Source organism: Amycolatopsis sp. NPDC026612, assembly GCF_040638285.1.
Classification (GTDB): domain Bacteria; phylum Actinomycetota; class Actinomycetes; order Mycobacteriales; family Pseudonocardiaceae; genus Amycolatopsis.
Map to the genome: position 1 here is coordinate 58,377 of NZ_JBEZYB010000023.1, position 13,711 is coordinate 72,087.

The following is a 13,711-nucleotide window of genomic DNA, read 5'->3' on the forward strand; positions in this document are numbered from 1 at the left end:
CCGATCGTCAATAAACCAGCTCCAGCGGACTCGCCGAGGGTGGGCCGTCGAGGCGCCACTCCGCTCCGGCGCGGACGAAGCGGTACCAGCGGCTGTCGCGGCCGTAGCGCAGTTGGAGGTCGCCCTGGGTCAGGCGGTTGCGCCAGGTCTGGGGCGTCCCCGGCAGGCCCGCGTCCGCCAGGACCGCTGCGGCCGCCGCCAGGGGGCCCGGTCCCGGCTGCCAGCTCTCCCGCAGTGCGGCCAAGCCGCCGCGGCCTGCTTCGCGCCACGCCTGCGCCCAGCGGGCCAGGTCTCGCGGGGCCACTCCCGCCGCCGTGGCCAGGGCGGCGGCCTCCGTGCCGGAGCGTCCGGCCGCGCGGCGGGCGAGGTCTTCCTCGAACGTCAGCTCCGCCGCCGTCACCCCGCCGACCAGCAGGTCCCGGGCCAGGGAGGCTGCGTCCGCCGCTAGGGCGGACAGCGCTGCCGCCGTCCAGCCCGTGGACGGGGGCGGGTCGAGGTCCAGGACCGCCGGAGGACCGGGAACCCGCGGTGGGGCCGGCAAAGCCGGGATCGCACCCGGCCGGCGCGCGTAGGCGGCGCGCGGCGTCAGTCCTTCGTCCGCGGGCTTCGGCAGCAGCTTCGGTTTCTCCCCGCGCGCCGGCGACCGGCGGGCCCGGAGCTCGGCCAGCACGTCCGCCCGCGGACGCCCGCGCAGCAGGAACAGCGTGAACGGGTCGCGGTCGACCTCGTCGGCGACCAGGTAGTACACCGCGGCGACGTGTTTGCACGGGTTCGCCGAGTCCGGGCACGAGCACCGCGGCCGCAGGTCGCCCGGCCCCGGCAGCAGGTCGACGCCCGCCTCGCGAGCCTGTTCGGTGAGCGCGCCGGGCAGCTCGCCGTCGAGCAGCGCCGCCGCGTGGCCGAGCTGCGTGCCGACCACGCCCAGCAACGTGTCCCACTCACCGTCGGTGAAGGCCCGCATGGTGATCGTCACCCGGTACGGCTGCGGCCGGCTGCCCCGCACCAGGGCGCGCACGGCCCCCGCACCGACGTCCAGCTCGCTGACCGTGCCCTTCCGCGCGTACGTCCGCCCGCGCGGCAACCGGTTCGGGTCCAGCTTCGCGCGCTGCTCCAGCGCCTCGACCCAGGCCCGGCCCCACCACGTCCGGCCGAAGTTCCGCCTCGGGGGCATCACCCGCTCCCGAGCCGGACGAGGTCGGCGAGGGCGTCGTCGGACAGTTCGGTGATCCAGTCCTCCCCCGCCCCGACGATCGACTCGGCCAGCCCGCGCTTCTTCTCGAGCACCTGCGCGATCCGCTCCTCGAGGGTGCCCTCGGCGATCAGCCGGTGCACCTGGACCGGCCGGTCCTGCCCGATCCGGTACGCGCGGTCGGTGGCCTGGTCCTCCACCGCCGGGTTCCACCAGCGGTCGTAGTGGATGACGTGGGTGGCCCGGGTGAGGTTGAGCCCGACCCCGCCCGCCTTGAGCGAGAGCAGGAACACCGGGATCTCGCCGGCCTGGAACCGGTCGACCATGTCCTGCCGCTTCGCCGGCGAGCTCTCGCCCGAGAGCAGTTCGGTGGGCAGGCCGCGGTCTTCGAGGCGTCGCTCCAGCAATCGGCAGAGCTGGACGTACTGGCTGAAGACGAGCACGCTCTCGCCCTCGTCGAGGATCACGTCCAGGAGTTCTTCGAACGCCGCGAGCTTGCCGGATCGGCCGGTGAGCGCGCCGTGCGGCTCCTTGAGGAACTGCGCGGGGTGGTTGCAGATCTGCTTGAGCTCGGTGAGCAACCGCAGCACCTGCCCGCGCCGCTCGATGCCTTGCTTCTCCCGGATCTCGGCCAGATTTTCCCGCACGACAGCTTCGTAGAGCGTGGTCTGCTCGGCGGTGAGCGGGACGAACCGGTCGGTTTCGGTCTTGCGCGGCAGCTCCGGGGCGATGTCCGGATCGCTCTTGCGCCGCCGCAGCAGGAACGGCCGGACGGTGGCGGCCAGCCGCTCGGTGACCGCCTTGTCGCGGTCGCGCTCGATCGGCCGCGCCACCGTGCGGCGGAATCGGTCGAGCGGACCGAGGAGGCCGGGGGTCGTCCAGTCCACAATGGACCAAAGCTCGGTCAGCCGGTTCTCGACCGGGGTGCCGGTGAGGGCGACCTTGGCCCGGGCGGGGATCTTGCGCAGCTCCTTGGCCGTCGCCGACAACGGGTTCTTGACGTGCTGCGCCTCGTCCGCCGCGATCAGCCCCCAGTCCACTTCGGACAGCGTTTCGCGGTCGCGGCGGAGCACGCCGTAGGTGGCCAGGACGACCTCGTCGGGCGCCAGGTCGTCGAGGTGGCGACGGCCGCCGTGGAACCGGCGGACGGGGATGTCCGGAGCGAAGCGGGCGAACTCGCGCTCCCAGTTGCCGAGGAGGGAGGTGGGGCAGAGGACGAGGGTGGGGCCGCCGGTGCCCGGCTGGCCTGGGAAGGCCGGGTCGCCGGTTGCCTCGCCGAGCGAAGCCGGCACAGAGCCGGGCGCCGCCTGGCCCCGGGAGGCCGGCTTCGAACCGGCCGCCGCCGGACCCGCGGAAACCAGCGCCGGGTCGGCCACCGCCTCGCCCGGGAAGGCCTGCGCGGAGTCTTCGGCTGTCTCGCCCGGAGAGGCCTGCACCGAGCCGGCCACCGCCGAACCCACTGAGGCCGACACCGAACCGGCGGTGGCCGCTTCCACCGGCAACCCGGCCGGCGCCGGGAACCCTGCACCCCGCGGATCCGGTGCAGCCTCGGCCGGAGATCCGCCCGAAGGCGAGCCGTCCCGGGGATGGCCGGCCGCCGGACCGTGGGCCGCCAGTTCGCGCCGGTGCAGGTGGAGGGCGATCAGCTGGATGGTCTTGCCGAGGCCCATGTCGTCGGCCAGGCAGGCGCCCAGCCCCAGCCCGGTCATCGTGGCCAGCCAGGCGAGGCCCGCCTGCTGGTACGGCCGCAGGGTCGCCCGCAGCCCCGGCGGCGGGGCCACCGTGGCCCCCGCCCGGTCCCGGATCCGCTCGGCCAGGCCGCCCAGCACCGGCGGTGCCGCGAACTCGACGCGTTCACCGTCCAGTTCGAGCTCGCCCGTCAGCGCCGCCGCCAGCGCCTCGCCCGCGTCGAGCTTGCGGGTGCGGCCGCGGACCCTGGCGAGCAGCTGCGGGTCGACGCGCACCCATTGGCCGCGCAGGCGGACCAGCGGCCGCTTGGCCTCGGCGAGGGCCGTCACCTCGGCCTCGGTGAGCTGCTCGCCGCCCAGGCTGAGCTGCCAGCGGAACTCCAGCAGGCTCCGCAGCGCGAACTCCGGTCCGGTGACGCTCGCCGGCGCCTGCGTCGCGCTCGCCTTCGCCTTCACTTCGCCGGCGAACAGCCCCTTCGACCAGAGCACCTCGATCCCGGCGCCGCCCAGCTCGCGCGCGCCGTCGGTGAGCAGGTCGACGACCTCGTCGTCGGACAGCGGCAGTTCCGCGGGCGCGGGCTGGGCCAGCACCCGGCCCAGCGGCGCCCAGGCCCGCGCGCCGCGGCGCAGGCCGAGCAGCAGCTGCGTCTCGACCTGGTCGCCGAGCCGGTTCAGCACCGCGTCCGGGGCATCCCACAGCGTCGCCGCCTCGACCAGCAGGCTCGGCTCCGCCATGCTGCGCACCGCCAGCACGCCGGCGAACGACTCTTCGCCCCGGCCCTCGACGCGCAGGAGCACCTGCACCCCGCGCGGTTCCCGGGCCGCCAGCTCCTCGAGCCACGCGGCGCCGTCCGGACCGAGCAGCGCCGGTTCGCGCGCCGCGAACGCGGGATCACCGGCGCCGACGGGGGCCGCCGGGCTCCGCGCCAGCAGGTCGGCGGTCGCGTCCCAGAGCGCGCGGACCAGGGAGTCCGGCGAATGGAGGCGGATCCGTTTCAGCCCGGTCAACGGCAGCGCGTACGCCTCCGGTGGCAGGGCACCGGCCAGCCCCCGCAGCAGTTCCTCGTCGGCGGCGTCGAGCGGGCCGATCCGCCAGGCCGCCGCTCCGGCCGGGGAGACGGCGGGCCGTAGCCGCCCCCGCGCGACGAGGTTGACCCCGGCGTTGACGGCGGCCGACCACGCCGCGACGGCCGGGCTGGCCTCCTCCCCCACCGCGAGCAGCCGGGGCAGCGCCCGCTCGAGCGGGATCAGCTCGGCCTCGACCTTCGTCCGCGCGAACTTGGCGCCCCTGGGCAGCACGAGCTCGATCGTGGTCCCGCCGGCCACGTCCTCGCCCCACAGGGCCAGCACCCCGTCCCGCGGGGGATCCGCGGGGAGGTAGGTGGCCTGGGTGTCTGCGCTGAACTCCACGACCGCAACGCTAGAACACGCCCCCGACAGTTTCGCCCTCGGCGGCGCGAACGGGCCGTTCGCGCCGTTGCCCGACGCAACCCACTCGGGCGCCGAGAGACTGCCGAGAGACTTCAGCCGCGGGGCAGGCCCAGCAAGCGTTCGGCGGTGAGGGAGCGCAGGACCTGGGTCGTGCCGCCCGCGATCGACAGGCAGCGGGTCAGCAGGAATTCGTGCTGGGCCCGGCCGTCCGCCACCAGGGCGCCCGAGCCGGCGAGCTCCAGCGCGAACTCCGCCACGTCCTGCCGGTGCTGCACGCCGAGCAGCTTCCGGACGCTCGACTCCGCGCCCGGGTCCTGCCCGCCGAGCCGCCGCAGCGCGGCCCGCAGGTCCAGCACGGAGCCCGCGACCCCGTCGGCCACCAGCGCGCCCAGCCGGTCCAGCGCGACGTCGTCCAGCCCCGAAGCGTCCACTGTGGACACCAAGGACTGCACGCTCTCGCCGACCGCCGAACCGCTGCCGATGGCCACCCGCTCGTTGGCCAGGGTCGTCCGGGCCAGCCGCCACCCGCCACCGGGCTCGCCGACGACGTCGGCGTCGGGCACGAAGACGTCGTCGAGGAACACCTCGTTGAACACCGCCTCGCCGGTGATTTCGCGCAGCGGCCGCGTCGTGATGCCCTCGGCGCGCAGGTCGACCAGGAAGTACGTGATGCCCTTGTGCTTGGGCACGTCCGGGTCGGTGCGGGCCAGGCAGATGCCCCAGTCGGCTTCGCGGGCGAGCGACGTCCACACCTTCTGCCCGGATAGCCGCCAGCCGCCGTCGACGCGCCGGGCCGCCGTCCGCAGCGCCGCCAGGTCGGACCCGGCACCGGGCTCGCTGAACAGCTGGCACCACGTGATCTCGCCGCGCAGGGTGGGCCGGGCGAACCGGGCACGCTGCTCGTCGCTGCCGTGCTCGAGGATCGTCGGCACCGCCCACGCGCCGATCACCAGGTCCGGGCGGCGGACCCCCGCAGCGTTCAACGCGGCGTCGATCCGCAGCTGCTCCGCGGCGTCGGCACCGCGGCCGAACGGCGCCGGCCAGTGCGGGGTCAGCAGACCCGCGTCCGCCAACGCCACCCGCTGGTCGTCCGAGGGCAGCGCGGCGATCCGCGCGACCTCGTCCCGCAGCGAAGGATCGTCACCGACGTCGACGCTCATCGTGCGTTCGCTCCCGGAGAGCGCCAGGGAAGCCGCCCGCCGCCGCCACGCCCCGCCGAGCCACTGCCGCAGGGCCACGGCCCGGCGCAGGTACAGGTGCGCGTCGTGCTCCCAGGTGAACCCGATCCCGCCGAGGACCTGGATGCAGTCCTTGGCGTTGGCGACGGCCGCGTCGAGGGCGACGACGGCCGCGCTCGCCACCGAAAGCGGGTGCCGGCCGTTCGCCGCGTCCCAGGCCAGTGCTTCGGCGGCTTCGGCGCGGCAGAGCATTTCGGCGCACAGGTGCTTGACCGCCTGGAACGCCCCGATCGGTTTGCCGAACTGCTCGCGGACCTTGGCGTACTCGACGGCGACGGTCAGGCACCTCCGCGCCACCCCGGCGGCTTCGGCGGCGGCCAAGGTCGCAGCGAGGTCGGCGACCGGCGGGAGGGTGAGGACGTCGCCGGGACGGACGCCGGAGAACCGGATGCGCGCCAGCGGGCGCGAAAAGTCGAACGCTTCCAGGGGCTCGACGGTCACCCCTTGCGTGCCGGGCGCGAGCAGGACGTGGCCGCCGTCGACCGGTACCAGCAGCCAGGTCCCGGCATCCGCGCCGGGCACCGGCCCGGTGACGCCGTCGGCGAGCGAGGGCGCGTCCAGCAGGACCGCGACCGTGGCGTCGCCCTCGGCGAGGGCCGGCAGCAGCTCCTTCGCGCCGGGGACTTCGGCGAGCAGGAGCCCGGCGAGCGCGGTGCCGAGCACCGGGCCCGGGACGAGTTCCTCCGCCGCGGCGGCGAGCCCGGCGGCGAGATCGGCGACACCGCCGTCGGCACCGCCGGCCGCCGCGGGCAGCGCGACGCCGAACAGGCCGAGCGCGGCGAAGCCGGCGGGGATTCCCGCACCGGCCCCGGTTTCCGCCGTGCGCACCGCTTCTCGGGGGTGGTGCGCCGCGGACCAGGCGTGGATCGCCTCGGCCAGTGCGGCCTGTTCCTCGGTGAGCGCGACCGGCATGGGGCCTCCTCGCGGGACGGGACTGCGTCGGCTGTTGCCCACCGGCAGGCACGGCGGGAGCGGGTCGGCTTCGGCCCGTTTCCGCCGGCTCACGGCCGGATGCGCAACACTACTCGCGAGTGTAGAACGTGTTACAGTTTTTCGGCCAGTGGGCCGATTGTTGAACGTTTCGCCAGGACAGGTACTCTACGTCATGAACTGGAACAAGTTCCGAAGGACGGGGGAATGCCGATGCCAGGCAAGACCAAGGCCCGCGGCAACGGCCTGAGCGCGATCGGCGCGGACGAACTCGGCTCGGCCGCCCAGCGCGACCGCCGCCGCCGGATCATCGACGCCACCCTCGCGCTCGCCTCGAAGGGCGGCTACGACGCCGTGCAGATGCGCGCCGTCGCCGAAAAGGCCGATGTCGCCCTCGGCACGCTGTACCGGTACTTCCCCTCGAAGATCCACCTGCTCGTCTCCGGGCTGGCCCGCGAGTTCGAGCGGGCGCAGGAGAAGCTGGAGCGCCAGGCCATCCCCGGCGAGACACCCGCCGAGCGGCTGATGTTCGTGCTCGGCCGCAACACGCGCCTGATGCAGCGCGACCCGCACCTGACCGAGGCCATGGTGCGCGCGTTCATGTTCGCCGACACCTCCGCCGCCGCCGAGGTCGAGCAGGTCGGCCTGCTGATGGAGGCCATGTTCGCCAAGGCGATGGGCATCGCCGAGCCGACCGAAGCCGACCGCGACATCTTCCACGTGATCGCGGACGTCTGGATGGCGAACCTGGTGGCGTGGGTGACCCGCCGGGCCTCGGCGGCCGACGTCGCGAACCGCCTCGAACTTTCGGTGCACCTGCTGCTTGACAAGTAGCCGCCGGTCAGCGGTGCGCGGCGGCCACCTCCGCCAGCTCGTCGAGCGCCTTGAGCGTCTCCGCTTCCGGCAGCGTGTCCAGCAGGAACGTGTACCGCTCGACGCCGGCTTCGCGGAAGCCGTCGATCACCTTCGGCGAAGTCGGTCCGCCGAAGACCGCGAACTGCACGTCTTCGCGCCCCTGCTCGGCCAGCCACCGGCGTACGCGCTGAGCCTCCTGGTACTTCGTGTAGCCCCGGAGCAGCCAGCCGTCGCCGTACTTGGCGAGCCGGTTGAGGGCCGCTTCGCTCTCGCCGCCGATGTAGATCGGCACGTGCGGCTTCTGCACCGGCTTCGGCCAGCTGAAGATCGGGTCGAGGTCGATGTGCTCCCCGTGGAACTCCGCCTGCTCCGAAGTCCAGATCTCCTTGAGCGCGGCCAGTTGCTCGTCCATCAGCGCGCCCCGCGTCTTCGGGTCGGTGCCGTGGTTGCGCATTTCCTCCCGGTTCCAGCCGACGCCGACGCCGAACAGCGCGCGGCCGTCGGAGATCAGGTCCAGCGACGCGACCTCCTTGGCCGTGTGGATCAGGTCGCGCTGGATCAGCAGCGCGATCCCGGTGCCGAGCAGCAGTTCCGACGTCGCGGTGGCCGCGGCGGTGAGCGCCACGAACGGGTCGAGCGTGCGGTAGTACACGCGGGGCAGGTCACCGCCGCCCGGGTACGGCGTCTCCCGGCTCACCGGGATGTGCGAGTGCTCGGCGAGGAACAGCGAGTCGAACCCGCGTTCCTCCAGTGCCGCGCCCAGCACGTCCGGCCGGATGCCTTCGTCGGTCACGAACGTCGAGATCCCGAATTTCATATCCAAGAACTACCACCGGGTTGACAGGGGGTGCAGGATGAAGGCATCTCATCACACGTTGAATAAGGGGGCAGTCATGGACGTACAGGACATCGACTTCGAAGAGCTGTACCAGGGCGCCACCCCGATCGGCCGCAAGATGCCGTGGGACCTCGGCGCCCCGCAGCCCGCGGTCGTCGCGCTGGCCGACGCCGGGGAGTTCACCGGCGAGGTGCTCGACATCGGCTGCGGCCTCGGCGACAACTCGGCGTTCCTCGCCTCCCGCGGCGTGCGGGTCACCGGGCTGGACGGGGCGCCGTCGGCGGTCGAAGAGGCCCGCTCACGCGCCGCGGAGAAGGGGCTGGACGTCGAGTTCGCCGTCGCGGACGCGACGAAGCTCGAAGGCTACGAAGGCCGCTTCGACACGGTCCTCGACAGCGCGCTCTACCACTGCCTGACGGAGGAGGAGCGCCGCGCGTACCTCGCGGCGCTGACCCGCGCGACCCGGCCCGGCGCGGCGTTGCACCTGTTCTGCTTCTCGGAGGACATCCCGGACGGCTTCCCGGCGCCCTACCTGATCAGCGCGGCGAACCTGCGGGAGACCGTCGGGAAGGACTGGACGATCGAGAAGCTCGAGCCGGCCGTCTACACGACGTCGATGACGGCCGAAGAGCTGCGGCAGAGCGTCCGGGTGGTGCTCGGCGAGGAGCCGGGCGGCCTGACCGGGATGGACACCGACGCCGACGGCCGGGTCCTCGTCCCGGTTTGGCAGCTGAAGGCGGTCCGGCGCTAGACGTTGCGCCGGTACTGCCCGCCGACCTCGAAGAAGGCTTCCGTGATCTGACCCAGCGAGCACACCCGCGCGGCTTCCATCAGCACCCCGAACAGGTTGCCGCCGCGGGTGGCCGCTTCGCGCAGGGTCTTCAGGGCCTGCTGGGCCTCCTCGTGGTGGCGGCGCTGGAAGTCCGCGAGGCGATCCAGCTGCGACTGCTTCTCGGCCTCCGTCGCCCGGGCCAGCTCGACCTCGACGTCGGACTCGCCCTCGTGCGGGTTGCGGAACGTGTTGACGCCGATGATCGGCAGCGAGCCGTCGTGCTTCTTGCGCTCGTACAGGATCGATTCGTCCTGGATCTTGCCGCGCTGGTAGCCCGTCTCCATCGCGCCGAGCACACCGCCGCGCTCGGAGATGCGGTCGAACTCGGCCAGCACGGCCTCCTCGACCAGGTCGGTCAGCTCGTCGATGACGAACGAGCCCTGCAGCGGGTTCTCGTTCTTCGACAGGCCCCACTCCTTGTTGATGACCATCTGGATGGCCATCGCGCGGCGCACCGAAGACTCCGACGGCGTCGTGATCGCCTCGTCGAAAGCGTTGGTGTGCAAGGAGTTCGCGTTGTCGTACAGCGCACAGAGCGCCTGCAGCGTGGTGCGGATGTCGTTGAAGCTCATCTCCTGCGCGTGCAGCGATCGCCCGGACGTCTGCACGTGGTACTTGAGCTTCTGCGACCGCTCGTTCGCGCCGTAGCGCTCGCGCATGGCCACGGCCCAGATCCGCCGCGCCACCCGGCCGAGCACCGAGTACTCGGCGTCCATGCCGTTGGAGAAGAAGAACGACAGGTTCGGCGCGAAGTCGTCGATGTCCATGCCGCGGGCCAGGTACGACTCGACGTAGGTGAAGCCGTTGGACAGCGTGAACGCCAGCTGCGAGATCGGGTTCGCCCCGGCCTCGGCGATGTGGTAGCCGGAGATCGACACCGAGTAGAAGTTCCGCACCTGGTGCTCGATGAACCACTCCTGGATGTCGGCCATCATCCGGAGGCTGAACTCGGTGGAGAAGATGCAGGTGTTCTGGCCCTGGTCCTCCTTGAGGATGTCGGCCTGGACGGTGCCGCGCACGTTCTTCAGCACCCACTCGCGCAGCTCCGCGGCTTCGGCTTCGGACGGCTCGCGGCCGTGCTCGTCGCGGAACTCCGTGAGCTTCTGGTCGATCGCCGTGTTGAGGAAGAAGGCCAGGATCGTCGGCGCCGGCCCGTTGATGGTCATCGACACCGACGTGTTCGGCGCGGTCAGGTCGAAGCCGTCGTAGAGGGCCTTCATGTCGTCGAGCGTCGCGATGGACACCCCCGACGTGCCGACCTTGCCGTAGATGTCGGGGCGCGTGTCGGGGTCGTGGCCGTAGAGCGTCACCGAGTCGAACGCCGTGGAGAGCCGCTTGGCCTCCGAGTCGGCCGACAGCAGCTTGAACCGCCGGTTGGTGCGGAACGCGTCGCCCTCGCCGGCGAACATCCGCGCCGGGTCCTCCCCCTCGCGCTTGAACGGGAAGACACCCGCGGTGTACGGGAAGTAGCCCGGCAGGTTCTCCCGGCGCAGGAACGACAGCAGCTCGCCGGACTCGGCGTACCGCGGCAGGGCGACGCGCGGGATCCGGTTGCCGGACAACGTGTCCCGCCACAGCTGCGTCCGCAGCTCCTTGTCGCGGATCTTCACGACCAGCTCGTCCTTGCGGTACTCCTCCGCCAGCGCCCGGAACCGCTCGAGGAGCTGGGTCGACTCGCCGTCCACCTCGGACCCGGCGGCGGCGAGCAGCCCGTCGAGCGCGTCGGTCGAGGCGTCCACCCCGGCCAGCTCACCGCGGGCGAGGGCCAGCGCGTCGCGCTTGCGGATCGCGGCGACCTGCTGCTCGGTCTTCGCGTGGTAGCCGCGCACGGTGTCCGAGATTTCGGCCAGGTACCGGGACCGGTTGCCGGGGATGATCGTCGAAGCGTCCGTCGAGACCTTGCCCTCGACCTGCGGCAACGTCCCCGCGGAGACGCCGAGGCCCCGCTCGGCGAGCATGCCCCGCAGGTGCTGGTACAGCGCGGTGACGCCGTCGTCGTTGAACTTCGCGGCGCTCGTGCCGTAGACCGGCATGTCCTCCGGGCCCTGCGAGAAGGCCTCGCGGTTGCGCACGAGCTGGCGGGCGACGTCCCGGCGGGCGTCCTCGGCGCCGCGGCGCTCGAACTTGTTGATCGCGACGACGTCAGCGAAGTCGAGCATGTCGATCTTCTCCAGCTGCGAGGCGGCGCCGAACTCCGGCGTCATCACGTACAGCGACTCGTCCACGAAGTCGACGATCCCGGCGTCGCCCTGGCCGATACCCGGCGTCTCGACGATCACCAGGTCGTACCCGGCGGCCTTGCAGGCCAGGATCGACTCGCGCAGCCCGGCCGGGATCTCCCCCGACGTCGTGCGCGTCGCGAGCGAGCGGAAGTACACCGGCGAGCCGTCGAGGCAGTTCATCCGGATGCGGTCGCCGAGCAGCGCGCCGCCACCCTTGCGCCGCGACGGGTCGACGGCGAGCACCGCGATCCGCAGCTTGTCCTCCTGGTCGAGGCGGAAGCGGCGGATCAGCTCGTCGGTGAGCGACGACTTGCCCGAGCCGCCGGTCCCGGTGATGCCGAGCACCGGCACCTCGCGCCGGCCCGCGGCCTCGGTGATCCCGCTCAGCAGGTCGCCGGGCAGCCGCTCCGCCTGCAGCTGGGTGATGACCCGCGACAGCGCGGCGACGTCCCCGGAAAGCACCTTGTCCAGTGCCGGCCCGTCGGCCGCGAGGTCGACGTCGCAGGCCTTGACCATGAAGTTGATCATGCCCGGCAGGCCCATCTCGTAGCCGTCCTCGGGCGAGAAGATGCGGGCGACGCCGCGCGAGTGCAGCAGCTCGATCTCCTCGCGCACGATCACCCCGCCCCCGCCGCCGAAGACCTTGATGTGGCCGGCGCCGCGCTCGCGGAGCAGTTCGACCAGGTAGGAGAAGTACTCGACGTGCCCGCCCTGGTACGCCGAGATGGCGACACCCTGGACGTCCTCGGCGATGGCCGCGGTGGCGACCTCGTCGACCGAGCGGTTGTGGCCCAGGTGGACGACCTCCGCGCCCTGCGACTGCAGGATCCGCCGCATGATGTTGATCGAGGCGTCGTGGCCGTCGAAGAGGCTCGACGCGGTGACGAACCGGACGGGGTGCCCAGGGCGGTACAGGTCGCTGCTCATCCTTCCAAAATACTTTGACTTCCTACTGTTGGAAACCCGAGGACCAGTGACGCGGCTCTCACGGCAGCCTGGAAGAACCTTGACAGCGGCCTGCTCGGCCCGGTATTTAATAGGTTCGTTAATTAACAGGGTGGTGAAATGACCGACACACTGAGCCGGACGTTCTCGGCCCTCGCCGACCCGACCCGGCGCGCCATCCTCGCGCGCCTGTCGGCGGGCGAAGCGACGGTGAACGAGCTCGCCGAACCACTCCCGATGAGCCTGCCCGCGGTGTCCCGGCACCTGAAGGTGCTGGAGGAGGCCGGGCTGATCACCCGCGGCCGCACCCGCCAGTGGCGGCCCTGCCGGCTGGAGGCCAAGCCCCTGGAAGGCGTCGCCGACTGGGTCGCGACCTACCGCCGGTTCTGGGACGGCGGGTTCGACCGCCTCGAAGAGCACCTGCGGACCTTGACCGGCGGGCCCGGCGATGCCTGACCTGACCATCACGCGCGTGTTCGACGCGCCGCGCGAGCTCGTCTTCGCCGCGTGGACCGAGCCGGACCAGCTGGCGAGCTGGCTCGGCCCGCACGGCTACACCGGCGCCGCCGTCACCCTCGCCACCCGGCCCGGCGGCGCCTGGCGGGCGTGCATCCGCTCCCCCGAAGGCGACGAGCACTGGATGCACGGCGTCTACCGCGAGATCGACGCCCCCGAACGGCTCGTGTTCACCTTCGCCTGGGACACCGAAGGCGACCTGCGCACCGAAACGCTCGTGACGATCGGCTTCGCCGACCTCGACGGCAAGACCGAGATGACCTTCGTCCAGTCGGGCTTCCCGACCGCCGCCGAACGCGACGGCCACGACGACGGCTGGACCTCCAGTTTCGAGGACCTGACCGGCTTCATCCGAGGAAAGGACGCCCGATGACCGCCACGCTGCCCGAGATCGTCTCGCCGGAGGAATGGCAGGCCGCGCGAGACGCGCTGCTCGTCAAGGAGAAGGAGCTCATGAAGGCGGCGGACCACCTCGCCGCGGAACGCCGGCGGCTGCCGATGGTGCCCTTCACCAAGCCGTACGAGTTCGAGTCGGCCGACGGCAAGAGAAGCCTGCTCGACCTGTTCGACGGCCGCCGCCAGCTGATCGTCTACCACTTCATGCTGCACCCGGGCGACAAAGCGGGCTGCCCCGGCTGTTCCCTGCTCGTGGACAACCTGCCGCACCTGGCGCACCTGCACGCCCGCGACGTCACGCTCACGGTCGTCGCGCCCGCCCCCCTGGCCGAGATCGAGCGGTACCGGACGCGCATGGGCTGGGACGTGCCCTGGGTGTCCGCGCACGGCAGCGACTTCACCGAGGACTGCGGCGTCGGCACGGGCTTCGGCGTCAGCGTGTTCCTGCGCGACGGCGACGACGTCCACCGCACCTACTTCACCACCGGACGCGGCGGCGAAATGTTCCTCGCGTCGCACCGCTACCTCGACGTCACGCCGCTCGGCCGCCAGGAAGCGTGGGAAGAGGAGAGCCGCGGCGACGACGGTCCCGGCGCCTGGTGGCGCCGCCACGACGAGTACTGAAAGATTC

Annotated in this window: 10 protein-coding genes; 5 read left to right on the forward strand and 5 right to left on the reverse strand. The window is 72.3% G+C overall.

Translation table 11 applies throughout. The features are described from left to right. Nucleotides 1–7: 7 nt before the first annotated feature. The 3 genes from AB0F15_RS22085 to AB0F15_RS22095 all read right to left on the reverse strand — a co-directional run bounded on the left by AB0F15_RS22085 (nt 8) and on the right by AB0F15_RS22095 (nt 6,458). Nucleotides 8–1,171 (reverse strand): SWIM zinc finger family protein, encoded by a 1,164-nt coding sequence (locus AB0F15_RS22085; RefSeq protein ID WP_360273185.1) that lies wholly within the window; start codon nt 1,169–1,171, stop codon nt 8–10. Further along, entirely contained in the window at nt 1,171–4,287 is a 3,117-nt protein-coding gene (locus AB0F15_RS22090) for an SNF2-related protein (RefSeq protein WP_360273188.1), read from the reverse strand. The genes AB0F15_RS22085 and AB0F15_RS22090 overlap by 1 nt, the downstream gene beginning before the upstream one ends. Nucleotides 4,288–4,400: 113 nt before the next feature. Then, nucleotides 4,401–6,458, reverse strand: a complete 2,058-nt coding sequence (locus AB0F15_RS22095) for an acyl-CoA dehydrogenase family protein (protein ID WP_360273191.1) — start codon at nt 6,456–6,458, stop codon at nt 4,401–4,403. Between the two features lie 225 nt (nt 6,459–6,683). On the opposite strand from AB0F15_RS22095, the gene kstR reads away from it, so the two are divergent. Beyond that, complete coding sequence (gene kstR, locus AB0F15_RS22100; RefSeq protein WP_360273194.1) at nt 6,684–7,310, forward strand: cholesterol catabolism transcriptional regulator KstR; 627 nt, start codon at nt 6,684–6,686, stop codon at nt 7,308–7,310. A 7-nt stretch (nt 7,311–7,317) separates the two neighbouring features. Here kstR and AB0F15_RS22105 read toward each other — a convergent pair whose 3' ends face one another. Continuing rightward, nucleotides 7,318–8,148: an LLM class F420-dependent oxidoreductase gene (locus tag AB0F15_RS22105; RefSeq protein WP_360273196.1), complete on the reverse strand. Its 831-nt coding sequence runs from the start codon at nt 8,146–8,148 to the stop codon at nt 7,318–7,320. Nucleotides 8,149–8,224: 76 nt separating this feature from the next. On the opposite strand from AB0F15_RS22105, the gene AB0F15_RS22110 reads away from it, so the two are divergent. Beyond that, a complete protein-coding gene (locus tag AB0F15_RS22110) occupies nt 8,225–8,920 on the forward strand; it encodes a class I SAM-dependent methyltransferase (protein WP_360273198.1) in 696 nt (231 codons plus the stop codon). Here AB0F15_RS22110 and icmF read toward each other — a convergent pair. Then, the gene (gene icmF / locus AB0F15_RS22115; RefSeq protein ID WP_360273201.1) at nt 8,917–12,150 is read right to left on the reverse strand and encodes a fused isobutyryl-CoA mutase/GTPase IcmF; all 3,234 of its coding nucleotides are present in this window, start codon (nt 12,148–12,150) and stop codon (nt 8,917–8,919) included. The two genes, AB0F15_RS22110 and icmF, sit on opposite strands and share 4 nt — an antisense overlap. 138 nt (nt 12,151–12,288) lie before the next feature. On the opposite strand from icmF, the gene AB0F15_RS22120 reads away from it, so the two are divergent. From AB0F15_RS22120 to AB0F15_RS22130, 3 genes are read left to right on the forward strand one after another with little or no spacing between them, the layout of a single operon-like run. Then, nucleotides 12,289–12,624 (forward strand): metalloregulator ArsR/SmtB family transcription factor, encoded by a 336-nt coding sequence (locus AB0F15_RS22120; protein ID WP_360273203.1) that lies wholly within the window; start codon nt 12,289–12,291, stop codon nt 12,622–12,624. After that, nucleotides 12,617–13,057: an SRPBCC domain-containing protein gene (locus AB0F15_RS22125; RefSeq protein WP_360273206.1), complete on the forward strand. Its 441-nt coding sequence runs from the start codon at nt 12,617–12,619 to the stop codon at nt 13,055–13,057. Before AB0F15_RS22120 ends, AB0F15_RS22125 begins: the two co-directional genes overlap by 8 nt. Beyond that, nucleotides 13,054–13,704, forward strand: coding sequence for a DUF899 domain-containing protein (locus AB0F15_RS22130; protein WP_360273209.1), 651 nt, complete (start codon nt 13,054–13,056; stop codon nt 13,702–13,704). The genes AB0F15_RS22125 and AB0F15_RS22130 overlap by 4 nt, the downstream gene beginning before the upstream one ends. Nucleotides 13,705–13,711 lie beyond the last annotated feature (7 nt).